Raw genomic sequence first — 20901 nt, 5'->3', positions numbered from 1 at the left:
ACATGCCTTCAATTCGACTGGCTGATTTAGCCCAGCAGTTGGATGCACAGGTGCACGGTGATGGCGATCTTGTCATCACCGGCATCGCTTCTATGCATTCTGCCCAACCTGAGCAAATCACGTTTTTGTCAAACAGCCGCTATCGGGGACAACTTGCATCTTGTAATGCAGGTGCTGTGGTATTGACTGAGGCTGATTTACCTTTTTGTAAAGTTGCCGCGTTAGTTGTTGAAAATCCTTATTTCACCTATGCGCGCATGGCTCAAATAATGGATACCACACCTCAACCTGCTCAGGATATCGCACCAAGTGCCGTGATTTCTCCGCAGGCAACGTTGGGAGAGAGGGTTTCTGTTGGTGCGAATGCAGTCATAGAGTCGGGTGTTGTACTCGGCGATAATGTTGTCATCGGTGCGGGTTGCTTCATTGGTAAGAACACCCATATTGGTGCTGGTAGCCGTCTGTGGGCTAATGTTTCTATCTATCATGAAATTGTTATTGGGCAGAACTGCCTGATCCAATCTGGTACTGTCATTGGTGCCGATGGCTTTGGTTATGCAAATGATCGTGGTAACTGGATAAAAATACCACAGCTTGGTTCTGTACATATTGGCGACCGTGTTGAGATTGGTGCCTGTACAACGATTGACCGTGGTGCTCTGGATAACACAATTATTGGTAACGGTGTCATCATTGATAACCAATGTCAGATTGCACATAACGTTGTGATTGGCGACAATACGGCAGTTGCCGGTGGTGTTATCATGGCTGGCAGTTTGAAAGTGGGCCGCTATTGTATGATTGGCGGTGCCAGTGTGATTAATGGCCATATGGAAATTTGTGATAAAGTAACAATCACCGGAATGGGAATGGTGATGCGACCAATCACTGAACCTGGGTTATACTCCTCCGGTATTCCGTTACAACCGAATAAAATGTGGCGCAAAACTGCCGCTTTAGTGATGAATATTGATGGTATTAATAAACGCTTAAAAGCTGTTGAGCGTAAAATCGATAAAGAATAATCACTCTAGCCTGACACTCTGAGTTAATAATCAAACTTATTGGTAGTGATGCCAAAAGTCTACAGAGTTCCTAATTTGCGGCCTGCCTAATGCCTCCCTTTGGGGCTGTGCAGGCCGTGTTGTTGATAGCATCAGTTTTTTAGACAGGAAGAGTATTTTGACTACTGACACTCATACTCTGCATATTGAAGAGATTTTGGATCTACTCCCGCACCGTTTTCCGTTCTTGCTGGTAGACCGTGTCCTTGATTTTGAGGAAGGAAAATTTCTGCGTGCAGTGAAGAACGTCTCTTTTAATGAGCCATTTTTTCAAGGCCATTTCCCAGGCAAGCCTATCTTCCCTGGTGTGCTTATATTAGAAGCGATGGCACAGGCTACAGGGATTTTGGCGTTTAAGAGTCGTGGTAAATTGGAACCGGGCGAGCTTTATTACTTTGCTGGTATTGATGAAGCACGTTTTAAGCGCCCGGTAGTGCCTGGCGATCAGATGATCATGGAAGTTGAGTTTGTTAAAGAACGCCGTGGCCTGACCCGTTTTACCGGTGTAGCTAAAGTCGATGGCGAAATCGTCTGCACTGCAACCATGATGTGCGCGCGTAGCAAACCAGCAACAGCACCTGCAGAATCTGTCGTTGTAAAATCAGATGTTGTAAAACCAGATGTTGTAAATCCTGTCGTTAAGGAGTCCTGATTCGTGATTGACAAAACCGCCTTTATCCATCCAAGTTCTATCGTTGAAGAAGGTGCCGTCATTGGCGCTGGTGTTTATATTGGGCCCTTCTGCATTGTCGGATCCCAGGTGGAAATTGGTGCTGGCACGGAACTGAAATCCCACGTTGTCGTTAATGGCATAACCAAGATCGGTTGTGATAATCAAATTTACCAGTTTGCTTCCATCGGTGAAGCGAACCAAGATCTGAAATATGCTGGTGAGCCTACTCGGGTTGAGATTGGTGATCGTAACCGTATACGCGAAAGTGTCTCTATCCACCGTGGTACTACACAAGGTGGGGGCTTGACCCAGGTCGGTTGCGACAATCTACTGATGATTAATACCCATGTTGCCCATGATTGTGTCATTGGTAACCGTTGCATTCTTGCTAATAACGCAGCGTTGGGTGGCCATGTAGAGATTGACGATTACGCTATTATCGGTGGAATGACAGCTATCCATCAATTTTGTGTGATCGGTGCACATGTTATGGTCGGTGGTTGTTCCGGTATTACTCAGGATGTGCCTCCTTTTGTCATCGCTCAGGGTAATCATGCGACACCATTTGGGATTAATATTGAAGGTTTGAAGCGTCGTGGTTTCGACAAAGAATCTCTTCATGCTATCCGTAGTGCGTACAAATTATTGTACCGCAGTGGTCGGTCACTGGATGAAGTGAAACCAGAAATTGCTGAACTAGCGAAGCAATATCCAGTAGTTAAAGCGTTCAGTGATTTCTTTGCTCGTTCGACCCGCGGTATTATTCGCTGACCTATGCAAAATAGCCCATTGACTGCTGATTGTTCATTAAACGCTGGACGTCCCCTAACGATTGGTTTAGTTGCCGGAGAAACTTCCGGCGATATCTTAGGCGCTGGATTGATTCGGGCGCTGAAAGCTCAAGTACCCAATGCCCGATTTGTCGGTGTCGCTGGGCCTCTGATGCAAGCCGAAGGGTGTGAAGCCTGGTATGAGATGGAAGAGTTAGCCGTCATGGGTGTTGTTGAAGTATTAGAGCGCCTACCACGGTTATTGAAAATCAGGAGGGATCTGACTCAGCGTTTTAGTGAGCTTTCTCCAGATGTCTTTGTTGGCATTGACGCCCCCGACTTCAATATCACCCTTGAAGGGCGCTTAAAACAACGTGGTATCCGAACTATTCATTATGTCAGCCCATCAGTCTGGGCCTGGCGACAAAAACGTGTTTTCAAAATTGGAAAAGCGACCAACATGGTGTTGGCTTTTCTCCCTTTTGAAAAAGCGTTTTATGATCGTTTCAATGTCCCCTGTCGTTTTATAGGCCATACCATGGCCGATGCTATGCCACTGGTGCCAGATCAGCAGGCAGCAAGAGTAGAGCTTGGCATTGCGGCTAATGCCTCTTGTCTGGCGCTGTTACCGGGTAGCCGCCACTCTGAAGTTGAAATGCTCAGCGCTGATTTTTTACGTACAGCGGTAATTCTGCGTGATCAATTGCCAAATCTGGAAGTATTGGTTCCCTTGGTCAACAGCAAGCGACGTGAACAATTCGAGCGAATTAAAGCAGAAATTGCGCCTGATTTATCAGTACATTTACTGGATGGTAAAGCGCGTGTAGCGATGATCGCCAGTGATGCGGCATTGTTAGCCTCAGGCACCGCTGCACTTGAATGTATGCTGGCCAAATGCCCTATGGTTGTGGGGTATCGTATGAAGCCATTTACTTTCTGGTTGGCAGAGCGATTAGTCAAAACACCTTATGTATCATTACCGAATCTGTTAGCAGGGGAAGAGTTGGTGACAGAATTGTTGCAACAAGAGTGCCAGCCGCAAAAACTCGCTGGTGCACTTTTACCGTTGCTACAAGGTGGTAGCGAAATAGCAGCCTTAAAGGAACGTTTTTGGGTTCTGCATCAGAGCATCCGCTGTGGTGCGGATGAACAGGCAGCACAAGCTGTATTGGAGCTGGCAGGTCGATGAGCGAGACTTTTATTTACCCACAGGCTAATTTAATCGCTGGCGTGGATGAAGTGGGTCGTGGCCCCTTGGTGGGTGCTGTAGTCACTGCGGCGGTGATCCTTGACCCTAATCGGCCAATAGTTGGCTTGGCAGATTCAAAAAAACTCAGTGAGAAGCGCCGTCTGTCACTGTATGACGAAATCACTGAAAAGGCGCTATCATGGAGCCTCGGTCGTGCTGAACCAGAAGAAATTGATCAACTTAATATTTTGCACGCAACCATGCTTGCGATGCAAAGGGCTGTCTCGGGGCTGCATATTGTACCCGATTATGTGTTGATCGATGGTAATCGTTGCCCGAAATTACAGATGCCGTCACTGGCCGTTGTCAAAGGAGATAGCCGGGTGGCGGAGATCAGCGCGGCTTCTATTTTAGCTAAGGTGACGCGTGATCGTGAAATGACTGAGTTGGATCTCCTCTTCCCTGAATATGGTTTCGCACAACATAAAGGCTACCCAACGGCTTTTCATTTGGAAAAATTAGCTGCGCTTGGTGCAACGGTACATCACCGGCGCAGTTTTAGCCCGGTTAAACGGGTGCTGGGTTTGGTGTAAATGATAAGCTTGCATCCATGACATATATACCCTAAATAATTTGAGTTGCATGAAGATAGCCTACACATAGGCAACTTGAAGTATTACGGGAATAGCTATGATGTTCCGAGTACTTAGCTACCGGGGCGTATGATTCAATTCACTCATTTCTGGTATCTGGATATGGCCGAACCTCGTTTTGTCCACCTGCGTGTTCATAGCGATTACTCCATGATCGATGGATTAGCTAAGATTGGACCTTTGGTGAAAAGAGCCGCTGCGTTAGGTATGCCTGCTCTGGCTATTACCGATTTTACTAACCTCTGTGGCCTGGTGAAATTCTACGGTAGCGCTCATGGTGCAGGGATTAAACCCATCATCGGTGCTGACTTCTACGTACAAAGTGAAATACTGGGTGATGAATTAGCCCACCTCACGGTTTTGGCTCGCAATAATGAAGGCTACCAAAATCTGACTTTATTGATCTCAGAAGCCTACCAACGAGGTTATGGCGCTGCGGGTCCTATCATTGATCGCGATTGGCTGAGCAAATATAAAGAAGGATTAATTCTGCTGTCTGGTGGCCGAATGGGGGATGTGGGCAAATTCCTGCTACGGGGTAACCAGGTTCAGGTTGATCAATGTCTCGCCTTTTATCAGGCACACTTTCCAGACAGTTATTATCTCGAACTTATTCGTACCGGGCGTCCAGACGAAGAGAACTATCTTCATGCTGCCGTGGCATTGGCCACTGAGCGCGGTTTGCCTGTTGTTGCGACCAATGATGTGCGTTTTATTGATGAGTCGGATTTTGATGCCCATGAAGTCCGTGTTGCTATCCACGACGGTTTTACATTGGTTGATCCTAAACGGCCGAAGAATTACAGCCCACAGCAGTTTATGCGCGATGAAGAACAGATGTGTGAGCTGTTCGCTGATATTCCAGAAGCGTTGATCAACAGTGTTGAGATAGCCAAGCGCTGTAATGCCACTATCCGTCTTGGGGAATATTTCTTACCGCAATTCCCCACGGGGGAGATGAGTACAGAAGATTTTCTGGTAGAAAAAGCCAAACAAGGTTTGGAAGAACGTTTGGAGTTTCTGTTTCCGGACCCTGAGGTTAGGCTGCAAAAACGGCCAGAATATGATGAACGGCTGGATATCGAGCTCAAAGTTATTAACCAAATGGGCTTCCCTGGTTACTTCCTGATTGTTATGGAATTTATCCAGTGGTCAAAAGACAACGGCGTACCGGTGGGGCCAGGGCGTGGTTCTGGCGCAGGCTCGTTGGTGGCTTACGCTCTGAAAATTACGGATATTGACCCACTGGAGTTTGATCTACTGTTCGAGCGCTTCCTGAACCCGGAACGTGTATCGATGCCTGACTTCGACGTTGACTTCTGTATGGAGAAACGTGATCTGGTGATCGAACACGTGGCGGAAATGTATGGCCGCGATGCTGTTTCCCAGATAATTACCTTCGGTACCATGGCGGCTAAAGCGGTCATCCGCGATGTAGGCCGTGTATTAGGCCATCCCTATGGTTTTGTCGATCGGATCTCAAAATTAATCCCACTCGATCCGGGGATGACGCTGGAAAAAGCATTTGCGGCAGAGCCACAGCTACCTGAAATTTATGAAGCTGATGAAGAGGTCAGGGCGCTAATTGATATGGCGCGTAAGCTGGAAGGGGTAACGCGAAATGCCGGTAAACATGCAGGTGGTGTGGTTATTGCCCCCACCAAAATTACCGATTTTGCCCCACTCTATTGTGATGCGGAAGGTAATAACCCAGTCACGCAGTTTGATAAAAATGATGTGGAATATGCTGGGCTGGTGAAGTTTGACTTCCTCGGTTTGCGTACACTAACCATTCTTAACTGGGCGTTGGAGATGATTAACGCCCGGCGCGCTAAAACTGGATTGGAGCCAATTGATATCGCCTCTATTCCGCTGGAGGATAAAAAAAGCTTCGATATGCTGCAACGCTCGGAAACGACAGCAGTATTCCAGCTGGAATCCAGAGGGATGAAAGACTTGATCAAGCGCCTGAAGCCTGACTGCTTCGAGGATATGATCGCATTGGTGGCGTTATTTCGTCCCGGTCCGTTACAATCAGGGATGGTTGATAACTTTATTGACCGTAAACATGGCCGTGAAGCGATATCTTACCCAGATATTGAGTGGCAACATGAATCCTTGAAACCTGTGCTTGAGCCGACCTACGGCATCATCTTGTATCAGGAACAGGTCATGCAAATTGCGCAGGTTCTGTCTGGCTACTCACTGGGTGGTGCGGACATGTTGCGTCGTGCCATGGGTAAGAAAAACCCTGCTGAGATGGCTAAGCAGCGTTCTGTATTTGAAGATGGTGCGAAAAGTCAGGGTATCGATGGTGAGTTGGCGATTAAAATCTTTGACCTGGTTGAGAAATTTGCGGGTTATGGTTTTAACAAATCTCACTCGGCAGCCTATGCATTAGTCTCCTATCAAACGTTGTGGTTAAAAGCCCATTATCCGGCTGAATTTATGGCTGCAGTAATGACTGCTGATATGGATAATACTGACAAAGTGGTCGGCTTGGTCGATGAATGCTGGCGCATGGGGCTGAAGATTCTGCCCCCTGACATCAACAGCGGTTTATACCATTTCCATGTGAATGATGATGGCGAAATTGTTTATGGTATTGGTGCCATTAAAGGGGTAGGTGAGGGGCCGATAGAAGCCATTCTGGAGGCGCGTAAAGAGGGGGGCTACTTTAAAGAGTTGTTTGACCTGTGCGCCCGCGTCGATACCAAAAAGCTTAACAAGCGCATTTTAGAAAAACTTATCATGTCCGGTGCATTTGACCGTTTGGGGCCACACCGTGCAGCATTGATGAGTTCTCTGGGGGAAGCGCTTAAAGCCGCAGATCAACATGCTAAAGCCGAAGCGATTGGTCAGGTAGATATGTTTGGTGTATTAGCCGACGCGCCTGAGCAGGTTGAGCAATCCTATGCCAATGTGCCGCCATGGCAGGAGCAGGTTGTTTTAGACGGTGAACGGGAAACACTGGGGTTGTATTTAACTGGCCATCCGATCACTCAGTACCTTAAGGAAATCGAACGCTATGCCGGTGGGATGCGTTTGAAGGATATGCATCCAACGGATCGGGGCAAAATGACCACCGCAGTGGGGCTGGTGATCGCGGCAAGGGTTATGGTCACAAAACGTGGTAATCGTATTGGTATTTGTACGCTAGATGACCGCTCTGGTCGTCTGGAGGTAATGTTATTCACCGATGCATTGGAAAAATATCAGCATTTATTGGAAAAAGACCGTATCCTGATAGCCACCGGACAGGTCAGCTTTGATGACTTTAGTGGTGGGCTTAAAATGACCGCCCGTGAGTTAATGGACATCAGTGAAGCTCGTGAAAAATATGCCCGTGGGCTTGCTATATCGCTGACCGACAGGCAAATTGATGACCAGCTTTTGAACCGTCTCCGTCAGTCGTTGGAACCCCATCGAGCGGGGACGATCCCAGTACATCTTTATTACCAACGGGAAGATGCTCGCGCCCGGCTGCGGTTTGGGGCCACATGGCGCGTGACGCCCACCGATCGCTTATTAATCGATTTGCGAACGTTGGTAGGTAATGAGCAAGTGGAACTGGAATTTGACTAAAATAGGAATGCTATGAGTCTGAATTTTCTTGATTTTGAACAGCCGATTGCAGAGCTGGAAGCGAAAATTGACTCGCTGACTGCAGTCAGCCGTCAAGACGAAAAATTAGATATTAATCTGGATGAAGAGGTCCAGCGTCTGCGTGAGAAAAGTGTTGAGCTGACGCGGAAAATTTTCTCGGACCTCGGCGCATGGCAGATTGCCCAATTGGCACGCCATCCTCGTCGTCCTTATACCCTGGATTATATCGCTAACATCTTTACCGATTTTGAAGAGCTGGCTGGTGATCGTGCTTATGCCGATGATAAAGCTATTGTCGGCGGTATTGCACGTCTGGACGGCCGCCCGGTGATGATTATTGGTCATCAAAAAGGGCGTGAAACCAAAGAGAAGATCCGTCGTAACTTTGGTATGCCAGCACCAGAAGGGTATCGTAAAGCTTTACGTCTGATGGAAATGGCTGAACGCTTTAAGTTACCTATTATTACTTTCATCGACACACCGGGTGCTTATCCGGGGGTTGGGGCGGAAGAACGTGGTCAATCAGAAGCGATTGCGCGCAACTTGCGCGAAATGTCACGACTGAATGTCCCTATCGTTTGTACCGTGATTGGTGAAGGTGGATCTGGTGGTGCGTTGGCTATTGGTGTGGGTGATAAAGTGAATATGCTGCAATACAGCACTTATTCTGTTATCTCTCCAGAAGGTTGTGCCTCTATTCTGTGGAAAAGTGCGGATAAAGCGCCATTAGCCGCAGAAGCTATGGGGATTACTGCACATCGTCTAAAAGAACTGAAAATGATTGACTCAGTGATCCCTGAACCTCTGGGGGGCGCACATCGTGATTATTTCGCGATTGCTGTCTCACTGAAAGCGCAACTGTTGGCAGATCTCAATGATTTGGATGTGCTGAATGATGAAGAGTTATTAAATCGTCGTTATCAGCGCTTGATGAACTACGGCTATTGCTGAGTTGATTGCTAACTGATAAAGCCGGTGCGGAATTTAAGCGCCGGTTTTTTTTATCTATTTTTTACTGAATACCCGAATTTAGTTAAGCAATCTATACCCAAGTTACTTCGAGATACAGTTAGGCGGCAACCGAGTAAATCCCCAGGAGCTTAGATAACTAAGTGACTGGGGTGAGAAAGGACAGCTAACACCCTTGCATCTTGAAGAGCGACGGGTATATACCCTAATAATTCGAGTTGCAGGGGGGCCAACACACATGCAACTTAAAGCATGGCAGGGGGAACATGTTTAATTTAACGGAGGACACGTGCTGGCAATAAATAAGATTCACCATATTGCGATCATTTGCTCAGATTATCAGGCCAGTAAACGGTTCTACTGTGAGGTGCTAGGTTTTAATCTGATCAGTGAGGTTTATCGCGAAGAGCGTGATTCATGGAAAGCTGACCTGGCGTTACATGGTCAATACACCATCGAATTATTCTCCTTTCCTTCACCGGCACCACGCCCAAGTCGTCCAGAGGCCTGTGGTTTACGTCATCTGGCTTTCCAAGTTGATGATATTGATCTGGCGCTAAGAGAACTTGCCGTCGCGGGAGTTGTTTGCGAAGCAGTTCGCATTGATCCCTATACTCAATCACGTTTTACTTTCTTTAATGACCCAGATGGTTTACCACTGGAGCTATATGAATTGAAACCGGAATGACATGAACTCAGTCACCTCGATACCCAATGTGTTACTTAACCCCCTTTTCGCTCAACTGGGTGAAAACCGTCATCTGTTGGTGGGGTTCAGTGGTGGGTTAGATTCCACGGTGTTACTGCATTTATTGGTCTGTTTACGTCAGCAACTTATTCCCGAGCTGAGCATTCGCGCTATTCATATTCATCATGGTTTAAACCCGCAGGCTGATAGCTGGGTAAAACATTGCATACAGCAATGTGAGCAATGGAATGTTGAGCTGAAGGTGGTGCGAGTTAATATTGATTCTCGGCAGAATGGAATAGAAGCGGCAGCCAGATCAGCACGTTACCAGGCCTTTTCTGCCAATTTGGCTACCAATGAAGTCTTACTGACCGCCCAGCATTTGGACGATCAATGTGAGACCTTCCTGTTGGCGCTTAAGCGTGGCAGCGGGCCAGCAGGGCTCTCTGCGATGGCGACCAAAATGCCCTTTGCCCACAGCCAACTCTTGCGGCCACTACTCGCTTTTTCTCGAAAGATATTAGAGAACTATGCGCGGACACAGCAACTACAATGGATTGAAGATGATAGCAATCAAGATGATCGTTTTGATCGCAATTTCTTACGGCTAAAGGTTCTGCCAATACTCAATCAACGGTGGCCACATTTTGCTCAGGCCACGGCACGTAGTGCGGGGTTATGTGCTGAGCAGGAGCAGTTATTGGATGAACTGTTGGCTGAAAACCTACAGCAGTTACAGAAACCTGACAGCTCACTCTCTATTGATGGGTTATTACAGGCATCAGTGGCGAAGCGGGCTGCTATATTGCGTCGCTGGTTGGCGAGTCTTGGTGCACCAATGCCATCGCAAAGCCAATTGCAGCGCCTGTGGTTGGAGGTTGCCATGGCACGGCAAGATGCGGAGCCTCAATTAATGATTGGCACCTGTCAGGTACGCCGTTTTCGTCAACATCTGTATTTATTAATGCCCCTGGCTGAAATAACAATAAATTACTTACCTTGGGCAACCGTTAAGGCTGCCCCAAATTCGTCGATAATACCTTTATTGCCAGAGCCATTATGGCTACCTGCCGATTTAGGCGTACTGAGGTTTGTCTCTGCTGGTGGGCAAGCGGTCCGGTCTGCCACCGTTGGCGAGGAAATAAGTGTACGTTTTGGTTTACAGGGCGATATCAAAATTGTTGGGCGGCATCACTCGCGTCAAAGTAAAAAAGTATGGCAAGAGCTGGGTATTCCCCCATGGCAGCGGGGACGTATTCCGCTGTTATATTTCGGTGAACAATTAATTGCAGCCGCGGGGGTATTCGTTACCCAAGCGGGGCAGGCGAATGAAAATGAGCCGTGCTGGCACTTAGATTGGGATAAACCAACACCAGCATTGAAAAAGAAGAAGAGAGAGTAGCGGTTGATGACTAAATGCCCACAGCAGAGAGAATAAACAGATCGTAAAAATGCCTATTCCCTGTATGAAAATAGTTTCCATGTGGGTTAGAACAGTGCCATCCATGGCGTGGGCAGTCTTCCTCACCGTTTAAAAGCGAGTCATTGAGGGCTTGTCAGTTGTCTGAAATAGCCCCGTTAATTTTTGAGGAGCAGTGATGAAATTAGTCGTCGGTATGGCGGTATTACTGAGTTTGTGTAGTTTTCAGGTGTGGGCAAAAAATGATATTGAGGCAGGGCGTGCTAAGTCATCCAATTGTGTGGCCTGCCATGGCATGAATGGTAAAGTTTCAGTACCTATGTACCCTAACCTTGCCGGGCAGAATGCACTGTATCTGCAACAATCATTAGAAGCCTATAAAAAGGGGAGCCGCTCAGGTGGGCAAGCCGAAGTGATGCGCGCTTATGTATCAGGTTTATCCGATGAAGATTTTTCTGATTTGGCTGCGTATTATGCCAGTCTAAAGCCTTAGTATATATGGATAATAAATAAAACCAGTCAGTGAGTCGGGTGATAAACCTGCCAGACGCGATTTTACCGTTGCTTACAGCGGCTTTGTAGAGGCAAGGCACAATGACGGGCAGAGTAACAAAAGCCGCTAGTACAGTAGTAACGTCAAGTACGCTGGGTTAAAGGTAAGCAGGGTAAAATGTAAGCAAGGTAAATGTAAGCTGAGTAAATGTAAAACGGGCCGCTCTTCAGCGACCCGTTTTTCACAAGGAAGTGGAAACTATGATGCGCTCACTACGACCGTTCCAATTTCGGGGTGACTGAAGCTGGCGATATGGTCCAGACGCAATTCGCGCATTGTCCCTTCTTGCTCGACAATCAGGTACTCGACCTTTTTTCTCAGCAGCAGATCGCTGGCTTTCCCTTCTACGATCTCACCGCCTCTCAACTTCAACGTCAGTATCAGGTGATGTTGGCAGGCGAGTTCCAGATTATCGTAGTCATCACAATTGATGGGTTGATACTCTTCACTCATCGACATAATCGCTCACCAATAAGTTAGCGGCGGCATAGGCCGCCTGTTCCCTAACGGAGGACGGGAGTGCGTCGTTAGCCGCAACTTCGTCCAATGCTTTCAATACACAGCGTAGTGCGTCTGGCACGTAGCCAAGATCACCACTTCCAATCTCGGCATAAAAACGGCGTACTAATTCACAGTATTGCTGCACAATAATCCTCCCGGAAAAGTTTAACCCGGTAAGCTCTCAGCAGAAAATACAAACTGCAAACCTACGAAGATAAACTCTGAACTTATAAGGACTATAGCACAGGAGTTGTAGAGATATTAGAGTGCAAGCTAAGGTTTATTTTTGGTATTGATACCACTTATATCCTTCTTTCTGTATGGTTCGCTGTCTGCTTGCAGGTCTAATCAAGTACACTGTTAGCCAGATAATTCAGAGGTCACCCATGGCACTAAAAGCAACTATCCATAAAGCCGCTATTAACATTGCAGATATGGACCGTAATTTTTTCCAGGATATTAACCTGACGATAGCGCAACATCCTTCGGAAACTGATCAACGTATGATGCTGCGTTTACTGGCATGGATTTGCCATGCTGATGAGCGCTTACTGTTTACCAAGGGGCTAAGTGCTGATGATGAACCAGAAGTTTGGCGTCATAATGACCACAACGGTATTGAACTGTGGATTGAATTGGGGTTACCTGAAGAGAAACGGTTGCGCAAGGCCTGTAATCAATCGAAACAAGTCGTACTGTATGCATACAGTGAGCGTGCGGCCAAAGTCTGGTGGCCACAAGTTCAGGAGAAACTCGCTGGGCATCGTAACTTAAGAGTACGTTTTCTTGATGACGAACAGATGGCGAAGTTAGCTGCGCTGTCTAACCGCAATATGTCATTACAGGCGACACTGCAAGAAGGGACTATCTGGCTATCAGATGTACAGAATAATCTGGAAATTAGTTTTGCCGAATGGCAAAACCACGGGCAATAAGTGTGTTAATTATATCTAATAGTATCACGCTATCCAGCGGTGAGATTGAGCTGACAGCTATCCGGGCGCAGGGCGCTGGAGGCCAGCATGTTAATAAAACCTCAACTGCGATCCATTTGCGCTTTGACATTAAGGCCTCAAGCCTGCCAGAGTATTATAAAGAAAGGTTATTGTTGCTAAATAGCCATTTGGTGACGGCTGAAGGTGTTGTCATTATAAAAGCGCAGGAATACCGTAGCCAGGATATGAACCGTGAGGCGGCATTAGCGCGTTTGGTAGCCCTAATTCGCCAGGCAATGGTGGTAGAAAAGGCCCGTCGGGCGACAAAACCAACCAAAGGTTCCAAAATCAGGCGAGTTGAGAGTAAAGTCCGCAAAGGGGCGACAAAAGCGCTGCGCGGTAAAATACATCAGGAGTGAAGTCAATATTTATACGAATGTCGATACATTGCGGTTGATATGACTTCATTCCATATATATCGGACACAGTATGGGAGAATGACTGTGAGTAAATTAACAATAACGCTATTTTTGGCAGTAGGTGCGCTGTCATTATTAGGTTGTAATAATCGCTCTCAACCTGCTGAACAGGTTTTGCAACCCATGCAGCAGAGTTATCAGGGCGTATTACCTTGTGCGGATTGCAGCGGTTTAGACACTTCTTTGTTCCTCGATAGTGATGGGACTTTTATCTTGAAAGAGGTTTATCTCGGCAGTAAAGATGGCGACCAAACTTTTGCGGAATACGGTAAGTGGGCGCGTACTGCTGATAAGTTAGTGTTAACCAACGATCAGGGAGAAAAACGTTACTTCCATCCTGTTGATAAAAGTTTGGTGATGCTCGATCAGCAAGGTTTGCCCATTAAATCGGCACTAAATTATCAGTTGGAACCCAGCGACCAGCCGTTACCAAAAACACCAATGCCACTAAGTGGTATGTATAAATACTTTGCTGATGCCGCTATATTTACCGATTGTGTAACTGGTAAGGCGTTCCCGGTAGAGAATAATATCGAACTGGAAACTGGGTATTTAAAAGCTCGCAGAAACCCGGGAGAACCCGTGTTTTTGACCCTCAAAGGGTATTTTGGTACAAGACCATCAATGGAAGAAGGGCAAACGAATAAAACGCTGATTCCGGAGGGTGATATTCAGTTTAATGCCAATAAAAGTTGTGAGAAAAAATAGCCTTTGTCCATAGTTAAAATAAGAAGCTGCACGGTAGTTCTCCGGCAGCTTCATCAGTAAAATGCCCAGCCCTAATAGCCGGGAATTTTATTTATGATGGGTACATAGATAGCCATTCAGCGTTTGATTTGGCTCAGCAAGAACTCAACAATTTCGCTGGTCTTAATCATTTGTTTCTCACCGACGCGTCGGTTTTTGTATTCCACTTCTTCGCTATCGAGATTACGGTCACCAATGACGATATTGTGTGGCACGCCAATCAATTCCATATCGGCAAACATCACACCAGGGCGCTCTTTACGGTCGTCGAGAATAACATCAATACCGTGAGAACGAAGGGTGGTATAGAGCTCTTCCGCCAATTCTTTCACTCGGAAAGATTTGTGCATATTCATAGGCAGAATAGCAACCTGGAATGGCGCAATGGCATCTGGCCAGATGATACCGCGGTCATCATGGTTCTGCTCAATAGCCGCCGCCACCACACGGGATACCCCTATACCGTAGCAACCCATGGTCATCACCTGATTACGGCCATCTTCGCCCTGAACGGTGGCTTTCATGGCTTCAGAATATTTGGTCCCTAACTGGAAGATATGGCCCACTTCAATACCGCGTTTGATCTGTAGAGTGCCTTTGCCATCAGGGCTGATATCGCCTTCTACTACGTTACGCAAATCAGCAACGAGCGGCAGCGGCAAATCACGCTCCCAGTTAATACCAAAGTAATGCTTCCCATCAATATTCGCGCCAGCACCGAAATCGCTCATCACCGCCACACTGCGGTCAGCAATAACAGGCAATGATAAATTAACCGGGCCTAATGAACCTGGGCCAGCGCCGATAGCTGCACGAATTTCCTCTTCGCTAGCAAAGGTCAGTGGTTTGGCAACTTGTGGCAGCTTCTCTGCTTTGATTTCATTTAAATCATGATCGCCGCGCACCAAGAGCGCAACCAACTTATGACCACTCTCTTCGTGAGCATGAACCAATAAGGTTTTCACGGTTTTCTCAATTGGCAGTTTGAATTGCTCTACCAACTCGGCGATAGTTTTTGCGTTCGGGGTATCAATGATTCGCAGCTCTTCTGTTGCAGGTGCGCGCGGTTCAGTTGGTGCTAATGCTTCAGCGAATTCAATATTTGCTGCGTAATCAGAGCCAGTGGAGAAAACGATATCATCTTCGCCACTTTCTGCCAGCACTTGGAATTCGTGGGATGCACTGCCGCCGATAGAGCCGGTATCCGCCAGTACCGCACGGAAATTCAAATCCATTCGGCTGAAAATCTTACTGTAAGCGGTATACATAGCGTCGTAAGTTTCCTGTAAGGACTCCTGCGTGGTATGGAAGGAGTAGGCATCTTTCATCAAAAACTCACGGGCGCGCATGACACCAAAGCGCGGGCGAACTTCATCACGAAACTTGGTCTGGATTTGGAAGAAGTTCAGCGGCAGTTGTTTGTAAGAGTTAATTTCGCCGCGGATCAGATCGGTAATCACTTCTTCATGGGTTGGGCCAAGAACAAAAGGGCGTTCACCGCGATCAACAAAACGCAACAACTCAGGGCCGTACTGCTCCCAGCGGCCACTCTCTTGCCATAAGTCCGCGGGTTGTACCACTGGCATTGATACTTCGATAGCACCAGAGTTATTCATTTCTTCGCGCACGATGTTTTCAACTTTTCTCAACACCCGAACCCCGGTTGGCAGCCAGGTATAAAGACCTGAGGCCAGTTTGCGGATCATCCCGGCACGGAGCATGAGTTGATGGCTGATAACTTCAGCATCGGCAGGTGTCTCTTTCTGAGTGGAGAGCAGATATTGGCTAGTACGCATGATATTTTTGTTCCATTAGCACTGCAATTAGGGGCAGCCAAAAAGTAAAAAGTGGCCTAGTTTACCAGTGAGCACGGGTTGTCAAAAGAGAGCAGAGTAAAATTTAGCGTGGGTCGAGTGATAACACTTCTGTTTGCTGACCAATAACCCGCCAGCGCACATTAAATTCCAGTAATAAAACGGCATATTCACGGCTTTCATTATCTTCTTTACGGTAAGCTGGGCGTGGATCTTGTGCTAAAACTTGGCTGATAAAACGGCGCAAATGTGGATAACGCTGCTGGTGGTTAGCTAACTGTTGCTCGGCGGCTGGAGAAAAGCAAACTTGCATATCTGCATCTGGCGCAGATTGTGCAAAACCAGCTCGCGCCTGAGGTTGGCTCTCAGCGAAAGGCAGATAAGGCTTAATATCAATAACTGGCGTACCATCAACTAAATCCAGACTGCCCAATTCCAGAATCACCTCACCATTTTGGCAACGAACGCCTTTCAACTCAATTAGTGACATGCCTATCGGATTTGGGCGGAAAGTTGAACGGGTCGCAAATACGCCCATTCGTGTATTCCCCCCCAGTCGGGGAGGGCGAACAGTTGGACGCCAGCCACCATCTATCGTCTGATGGAAAACGAATATCACCCATAAATGGCTGAAGTCAGATAAGCCGCGTACGCTTTCTGGTTGGTTGTAAGGTGCCAACAATTGTAATTCGCCACCACCATCCTCAACCAAACCGGGTTGCCGTGGTACCGCAAACTTTTCTTTATATGGTGAACGGATCACGCCGATCTGATTAAAAGAGAATGTACTCATTTAGATGAAACGTTCAGTGCTGAACCCTGACACACCGCTTGTTGATAGCAGCCAGGGACACCACTTTGTATTTCACATTCATGCAGTAAGACGGCATTTGCTTTCATATAAGATGCACGAATTTGCATTCTCTTACGAGCGGTTGAAATACTGGGTGGAGAATCCTGAACGGTTGATTGGCAAGATTCACCAGACACTTCACCTAGATCGCGAAAAGGCTTACCCACAAGTTCTTCGGCACTTTTATAAAGCTTTACCGGTGCAGGCCGTGGTGCTGCCGTGGGGCTGCGTTCGATAACCGGAGGTGGTTGCTTAATCGGATTATCTGTGGTGGATGGCTTTGATGGAAGCAGGGTACATCCAGTTAGCGACAGAGCTAACAGACACAGAGGTAACGCACGCATAAAAATTCCTCAGCCTTATTCATTTAAGTTGTGCTATTGAAGCAATCTATTATTCAAATAACAAGACGGGCTATAGCCCGTCTTGTCGATATATTCAATAAAAGAGGTAATTAAAGATTACCAGCCTTTTACTGCACCACCGTTGAATGCTTTATTCGCTGCATCATAAACTTCGTCAGACTGGTAAGCCTGAACAAATTTTTTCACATTTTCCGCATCTTTATTGTCTTCGCGGGCAACAATCAGATTCACATACGGTGATTCTTTATCTTCCACAAACAGACCATCTTTAGCTGGTGTCAGGCCAATTTGGCTAGCGTAAGTGGTATTGATAATCGCCAGAGCGATTTGTTGGTCATCCAAAGAACGTGGTAATTGAGGCGCTTCCAACTCAACCAGTTTCAGATTTTTAGGGTTCTCAACCACATCTAATACGGTTGGCAGCAGGCCAACACCGTCTTTCAGCTTAATCAGACCAACGCTTTGTAGCAATAACAGAGAACGGCCCAAATTAGTAGGGTCATTTGGTAGGGCGACCTGAGATCCAGGTTGTAGTTCATCCAGTGACTTGATTTTCTTGGAATAGCCGGCAATGGGGTAAACGAACGAGTTGCCAACAGAAACCAGTTTGTAGCCACGGTCTTTGATTTGCTGATCCAGATAAGGTTTATGCTGGAAAGCGTTAAGGTCGATATCCCCTTTGCTCAGTGCTTCGTTTGGTAACACATAGTCATTGAATGTCACCAGTTCAACGTCCAGACCGTACTTTTCTTTAGCCACTTTCTGAGCCACTTCGGCAACTTGTTGCTCTGCACCGACAATAACGCCAACTTTAATATGGTTTGGCGCTTTTTCAGTCGGGCCGCAACCCACCAAAGTCAAGGTACCAATCAGCGCACTAATTGCTGCGATAGATTTGAATTTTAAAGACATATCCCTTCCTCTATAGACATTCGTTAAGATGCGCCGCTGTGTGAGGCAGTCGCTGATTAATCACTATTTGTGCGTAACGGCTTTGACTATCCGATCACCACTTAACTGAATTAGGTAGACCAGAATTACTAGTAATACTAATACAGTATTCATCACCGTAGCGTTATACCCAATATAACCATACTGATAACCGATTTGACCTAAGCCACCGGCGCCTACTGCTCCTCCCATAGCGGAATAGCCTACCAGAGTAATTAATGTAATCGTTGCCGCATTCACCAAGCCGGGCAGGGCTTCTGGTAATAATACCTTTTTGATGATCTGCATCGGTGTTGCGCCCATCGCACGTGCCGCTTCAACCAAACCTGACGGAATCTCTAGCAGAGCGTTTTCCACCATGCGGGCAATGAAAGGCGCGGCTCCTACCGTTAACGGCACGATAGCGGCCTGCAATCCAATCGATGTGCCGACGATCATGCGTGTAAATGGAATCATCCATACCAATAAGATAATAAAAGGAATGGAGCGGAAAATATTCACCACACCAGACAGCGTTCTATAAATTTTATTGTTAGCGATAATTTGCCCAGGACGGGTGACATATAACAGCACCCCTACAGGTAGCCCCAGAACAAAGCCAAAGAAACCGGAAACAAAAGTCATCATAAGAGTTTCCCAGACGCCTCGAGCCATTAACCACATCATTGCCTCAGACATAACCCAGAACCTCTACTTTCACATGATGATCTTGTAAAAACTTGATGGCAGCCAGGCCATCCTGAACGTCGCCATGTAGCTCTGCCAACATGACACCGAATTTCACCCCACCGGCATAATCCATCTGCGAGCTTAGGATACCGATATCAATATTGAAGCGGCGCACGGCTTGTGAAATTAGCGGAGCATCAACTGACTTACCGGTGAACTCCAGCTTCAGAAGCGGGACGTGATCTACCGTTGGCTCCGGGCTCATACGTTTGGCGTAATCTTCCGGAATATCCAAATGCAGGGTGGATTGAATAAATTGTTGTGCTAATGGTGTCTTGGGATGAGAGAACACCTCACTGACACTGTCTTTTTCAATCAGTTTGCCTTCACTTATTACTGCAACTTGATCACAGATGCGTTTCACGACATCCATCTCATGAGTGATAAGCAAAATCGTTAACCCCAAACGGCGGTTAATATCTTTTAGCAGCTCCAATATTGAGCGGGTGGTGGCTGGGTCTAATGCGCTGGTGGCTTCATCACACAGCAAAACTTTAGGATTACTGGCCAGCGCGCGAGCGATCGCGACCCGCTGTTTTTGCCCACCGGACAGATTAGCGGGGTAAGCATCTTGCTTATCGGTCAACCCTACTAAATCCAGTAATTCATTCACTCTCTTCTTTATATCTGCACGCGATGTATTGTCCAACTCAAGAGGCAATGCAATATTGCCGTATACAGTGCGTGATGAGAGTAAATTAAAGTGCTGAAAAATCATGCCAATCTGACGACGCGCGCGTGTTAATTGGCCTTCAGACAAGGTGGTCAGATCTTGGCCATCAACCAGAACTTGACCGCTGGTTGGCCGTTCTAACATATTAGCGCACCGAATCAGGGTACTTTTACCAGCGCCAGAAGCGCCGATAACGCCATAAATTTGCCCAGCAGGGACGTGAAGACTCACGTCTGATAGCGCGGTAATAGTGCGCGAACCCTGCTGGAACACTTTGCTGATGTGGGTGAGTTTAATCATATTATTCTTATTTTATCGTTATTTCCGTGGCTAGATAAAAAGTGGACTTTAGTAGAACCAAAGTGTGGATCGGATGTTAAGGCGTCTAGACGGCCAAGTCAACTGACAACGTGGATTCTCTTCCGTTCTCAATAGGTAATAAAACATGCGATACTATCGGGGTTTACAGCCCTCAGGAGTATATAAGTGACTCAGTCCGTTCCCGCAATATTTTTAGATCGTGATGGTACAGTCAATGTTGATCATGGTTATGTCCACGAAATTGACAACTTTCAATTTATCGATGGTGTTATTGACGCATGCCGTGAATTGAAAGAGATGGGTTTTATATTGGTGTTGGTAACCAATCAATCAGGTATTGCCCGCGGGGTATTCACCGAAGAACAGTTTTTAAGCCTAACTGAATGGATGGACTGGTCGTTGGCTGATCGCGGTGTTGATTTAGATGGTATCTATTTTTGCCCACATCATCCTGATGGCAGTGTCGCTGAGTTCAGTGAAACATGCGAATGCCGCAAACCATTACCCGGTATGTTACTGCAAGCGCGGAATGAACTTAACATTGATATGGCTGCTTCTTATATGGTTGGCGATAAAATCGAAGATATGCAGGCAGCATTAGCGGCGAATATCGGCACTAAAGTATTGGTTCGAACGGGTAAGCCCGTGACTGCCGAAGGCGAAGCAGCGGCTGATTGGGTGCTAAATAGTCTGGCAGATCTACCAAAAGCCATAAAAACGCGTTATAAATAGCCTGCATGCATAAATAATCAACAAACGAAAAAAATGTGAAGATAAATCCTTGCCATTCTGGAGCAGCTCCCTATAATGCGCATCCATCAACACGGCGCTGTGAGCAACTTCACAGAGTGGCCGGGAAGAGCAGAGAAAATTAACTGATTAAGTGGTTGACTCTGTAGCGGGAAAGCGTATTATCTGCCTCCCGCGTTACCGTAAGATTCGCCGAAA

22 protein-coding genes are annotated in these 20901 nt (G+C 46.9%); 14 read left to right on the top strand and 8 right to left on the bottom strand.

All coding sequences use genetic code 11. The features are described 5' to 3' along the window. Nucleotides 1–2 precede the first annotated feature (2 nt). From lpxD to AC971_RS07980, 10 genes are all read left to right on the top strand, one after another. A complete protein-coding gene (lpxD, locus tag AC971_RS08025; RefSeq protein ID WP_025380989.1) occupies nt 3–1025 on the top strand; it encodes a UDP-3-O-(3-hydroxymyristoyl)glucosamine N-acyltransferase in 1023 nt (340 codons plus the stop codon). Between the two features lie 157 nt (nt 1026–1182). Then, nucleotides 1183–1716: a 3-hydroxyacyl-ACP dehydratase FabZ gene (fabZ, locus tag AC971_RS08020; protein WP_025380988.1), complete on the top strand. Its 534-nt coding sequence runs from the start codon at nt 1183–1185 to the stop codon at nt 1714–1716. A gap of 3 nt (nt 1717–1719) precedes the next feature. Further along, the gene (gene lpxA / locus AC971_RS08015) at nt 1720–2508 is read left to right on the top strand and encodes an acyl-ACP--UDP-N-acetylglucosamine O-acyltransferase (protein ID WP_025380987.1); all 789 of its coding nucleotides are present in this window, start codon (nt 1720–1722) and stop codon (nt 2506–2508) included. 3 nt (nt 2509–2511) lie between these two features. Further along, the gene (gene lpxB / locus AC971_RS08010) at nt 2512–3696 is read left to right on the top strand and encodes a lipid-A-disaccharide synthase (RefSeq protein WP_025380986.1); all 1185 of its coding nucleotides are present in this window, start codon (nt 2512–2514) and stop codon (nt 3694–3696) included. After that, nucleotides 3693–4289, top strand: a complete 597-nt coding sequence (rnhB, locus tag AC971_RS08005) for a ribonuclease HII (RefSeq protein WP_025380985.1) — start codon at nt 3693–3695, stop codon at nt 4287–4289. Before lpxB ends, rnhB begins: the two co-directional genes overlap by 4 nt. Nucleotides 4290–4451: 162 nt before the next feature. After that, nucleotides 4452–7934 (top strand): DNA polymerase III subunit alpha, encoded by a 3483-nt coding sequence (gene dnaE, locus AC971_RS08000; RefSeq protein WP_025380984.1) that lies wholly within the window; start codon nt 4452–4454, stop codon nt 7932–7934. A 12-nt stretch (nt 7935–7946) separates the two neighbouring features. Further along, the gene (accA, locus tag AC971_RS07995; protein ID WP_025380983.1) at nt 7947–8906 is read left to right on the top strand and encodes an acetyl-CoA carboxylase carboxyl transferase subunit alpha; all 960 of its coding nucleotides are present in this window, start codon (nt 7947–7949) and stop codon (nt 8904–8906) included. Nucleotides 8907–9213: 307 nt separating this feature from the next. Continuing rightward, the gene (locus tag AC971_RS07990) at nt 9214–9612 is read left to right on the top strand and encodes a VOC family protein (RefSeq protein WP_025380982.1); all 399 of its coding nucleotides are present in this window, start codon (nt 9214–9216) and stop codon (nt 9610–9612) included. A gap of 1 nt (nt 9613) precedes the next feature. Further along, complete coding sequence (gene tilS / locus AC971_RS07985) at nt 9614–11014, top strand: tRNA lysidine(34) synthetase TilS (protein WP_025380981.1); 1401 nt, start codon at nt 9614–9616, stop codon at nt 11012–11014. Between the two features lie 193 nt (nt 11015–11207). After that, the gene (locus tag AC971_RS07980; RefSeq protein ID WP_025380980.1) at nt 11208–11525 is read left to right on the top strand and encodes a c-type cytochrome; all 318 of its coding nucleotides are present in this window, start codon (nt 11208–11210) and stop codon (nt 11523–11525) included. Nucleotides 11526–11783: 258 nt separating this feature from the next. Here AC971_RS07980 and rof read toward each other — a convergent pair whose 3' ends face one another. Beyond that, nucleotides 11784–12044 carry a Rho-binding antiterminator gene (gene rof, locus AC971_RS07975; RefSeq protein WP_002218374.1) on the bottom strand — a complete coding sequence of 87 codons (261 nt, stop codon included), beginning with the start codon at nt 12042–12044 and terminating at the stop codon, nt 11784–11786. Beyond that, entirely contained in the window at nt 12031–12231 is a 201-nt protein-coding gene (locus tag AC971_RS07970) for a YaeP family protein (RefSeq protein ID WP_002212152.1), read from the bottom strand. The genes rof and AC971_RS07970 overlap by 14 nt, the downstream gene beginning before the upstream one ends. A 241-nt stretch (nt 12232–12472) precedes the next feature. Here AC971_RS07970 and AC971_RS07965 point away from each other — a divergent pair, with 241 nt between their 5' ends. The 3 genes from AC971_RS07965 to nlpE all read left to right on the top strand — a co-directional run bounded on the left by AC971_RS07965 (nt 12473) and on the right by nlpE (nt 14208). Continuing rightward, the gene (locus AC971_RS07965; RefSeq protein ID WP_025380979.1) at nt 12473–13021 is read left to right on the top strand and encodes a YaeQ family protein; all 549 of its coding nucleotides are present in this window, start codon (nt 12473–12475) and stop codon (nt 13019–13021) included. Between the two features lie 2 nt (nt 13022–13023). Next, nucleotides 13024–13440 (top strand): alternative ribosome rescue aminoacyl-tRNA hydrolase ArfB, encoded by a 417-nt coding sequence (gene arfB / locus AC971_RS07960; RefSeq protein ID WP_038402326.1) that lies wholly within the window; start codon nt 13024–13026, stop codon nt 13438–13440. 84 nt (nt 13441–13524) lie between these two features. Further along, nucleotides 13525–14208: an envelope stress response activation lipoprotein NlpE gene (nlpE, locus tag AC971_RS07955; RefSeq protein ID WP_025380977.1), complete on the top strand. Its 684-nt coding sequence runs from the start codon at nt 13525–13527 to the stop codon at nt 14206–14208. Between the two features lie 116 nt (nt 14209–14324). On the opposite strand, the gene proS is transcribed toward nlpE, so the two are convergent. From proS to metN, 6 genes are all read right to left on the bottom strand, one after another. Further along, the gene (gene proS, locus AC971_RS07950; RefSeq protein WP_025380976.1) at nt 14325–16043 is read right to left on the bottom strand and encodes a proline--tRNA ligase; all 1719 of its coding nucleotides are present in this window, start codon (nt 16041–16043) and stop codon (nt 14325–14327) included. 103 nt (nt 16044–16146) lie between these two features. Beyond that, on the bottom strand, nt 16147–16854 hold the full coding sequence (tsaA, locus tag AC971_RS07945) for a tRNA (N6-threonylcarbamoyladenosine(37)-N6)-methyltransferase TrmO (RefSeq protein WP_025380975.1): 708 nt from the start codon (nt 16852–16854) through the stop codon (nt 16147–16149). Continuing rightward, nucleotides 16851–17258 (bottom strand): Rcs stress response system protein RcsF, encoded by a 408-nt coding sequence (gene rcsF, locus AC971_RS07940; protein ID WP_002212158.1) that lies wholly within the window; start codon nt 17256–17258, stop codon nt 16851–16853. The genes tsaA and rcsF overlap by 4 nt, the downstream gene beginning before the upstream one ends. Before the next feature lie 117 nt (nt 17259–17375). Further along, complete coding sequence (locus AC971_RS07935; RefSeq protein ID WP_002212159.1) at nt 17376–18191, bottom strand: MetQ/NlpA family lipoprotein; 816 nt, start codon at nt 18189–18191, stop codon at nt 17376–17378. A gap of 63 nt (nt 18192–18254) precedes the next feature. Next, nucleotides 18255–18908, bottom strand: coding sequence for a methionine ABC transporter permease MetI (locus AC971_RS07930; RefSeq protein WP_002212160.1), 654 nt, complete (start codon nt 18906–18908; stop codon nt 18255–18257). Next, nucleotides 18901–19932, bottom strand: a complete 1032-nt coding sequence (gene metN, locus AC971_RS07925) for a methionine ABC transporter ATP-binding protein MetN (protein ID WP_011192854.1) — start codon at nt 19930–19932, stop codon at nt 18901–18903. Before metN ends, AC971_RS07930 begins: the two co-directional genes overlap by 8 nt. A 186-nt stretch (nt 19933–20118) precedes the next feature. Here metN and gmhB point away from each other — a divergent pair, with 186 nt between their 5' ends. Continuing rightward, nucleotides 20119–20685, top strand: coding sequence for a D-glycero-beta-D-manno-heptose 1,7-bisphosphate 7-phosphatase (gene gmhB, locus AC971_RS07920; protein ID WP_025380974.1), 567 nt, complete (start codon nt 20119–20121; stop codon nt 20683–20685). Nucleotides 20686–20901: the final 216 nt, after the last annotated feature.

The organism is Yersinia similis (assembly GCF_001053095.1).
Lineage (GTDB): Bacteria > Pseudomonadota > Gammaproteobacteria > Enterobacterales > Enterobacteriaceae > Yersinia > Yersinia similis.
This window is presented reverse-complemented; position numbering and strand designations above follow the sequence as displayed.

Coding starts and splice junctions, on each gene's coding strand:
- lpxD (WP_025380989.1), top strand. CDS start 3: ATGCCTTCAATTCGACTGGCTGATTTAGCCCAGCAGTTGGATGCACAG.
- lpxB (WP_025380986.1), top strand. CDS start 2,512: ATGCAAAATAGCCCATTGACTGCTGATTGTTCATTAAACGCTGGACGT.
- rnhB (WP_025380985.1), top strand. CDS start 3,693: ATGAGCGAGACTTTTATTTACCCACAGGCTAATTTAATCGCTGGCGTG.
- dnaE (WP_025380984.1), top strand. CDS start 4,452: ATGGCCGAACCTCGTTTTGTCCACCTGCGTGTTCATAGCGATTACTCC.
- accA (WP_025380983.1), top strand. CDS start 7,947: ATGAGTCTGAATTTTCTTGATTTTGAACAGCCGATTGCAGAGCTGGAA.
- tilS (WP_025380981.1), top strand. CDS start 9,614: ATGAACTCAGTCACCTCGATACCCAATGTGTTACTTAACCCCCTTTTC.
- rof (WP_002218374.1), bottom strand. CDS start 12,044: ATGTCGATGAGTGAAGAGTATCAACCCATCAATTGTGATGACTACGAT.
- AC971_RS07965 (WP_025380979.1), top strand. CDS start 12,473: ATGGCACTAAAAGCAACTATCCATAAAGCCGCTATTAACATTGCAGAT.
- proS (WP_025380976.1), bottom strand. CDS start 16,043: ATGCGTACTAGCCAATATCTGCTCTCCACTCAGAAAGAGACACCTGCC.
- tsaA (WP_025380975.1), bottom strand. CDS start 16,854: ATGAGTACATTCTCTTTTAATCAGATCGGCGTGATCCGTTCACCATAT.
- rcsF (WP_002212158.1), bottom strand. CDS start 17,258: ATGCGTGCGTTACCTCTGTGTCTGTTAGCTCTGTCGCTAACTGGATGT.
- AC971_RS07935 (WP_002212159.1), bottom strand. CDS start 18,191: ATGTCTTTAAAATTCAAATCTATCGCAGCAATTAGTGCGCTGATTGGT.
- AC971_RS07930 (WP_002212160.1), bottom strand. CDS start 18,908: ATGTCTGAGGCAATGATGTGGTTAATGGCTCGAGGCGTCTGGGAAACT.
- metN (WP_011192854.1), bottom strand. CDS start 19,932: ATGATTAAACTCACCCACATCAGCAAAGTGTTCCAGCAGGGTTCGCGC.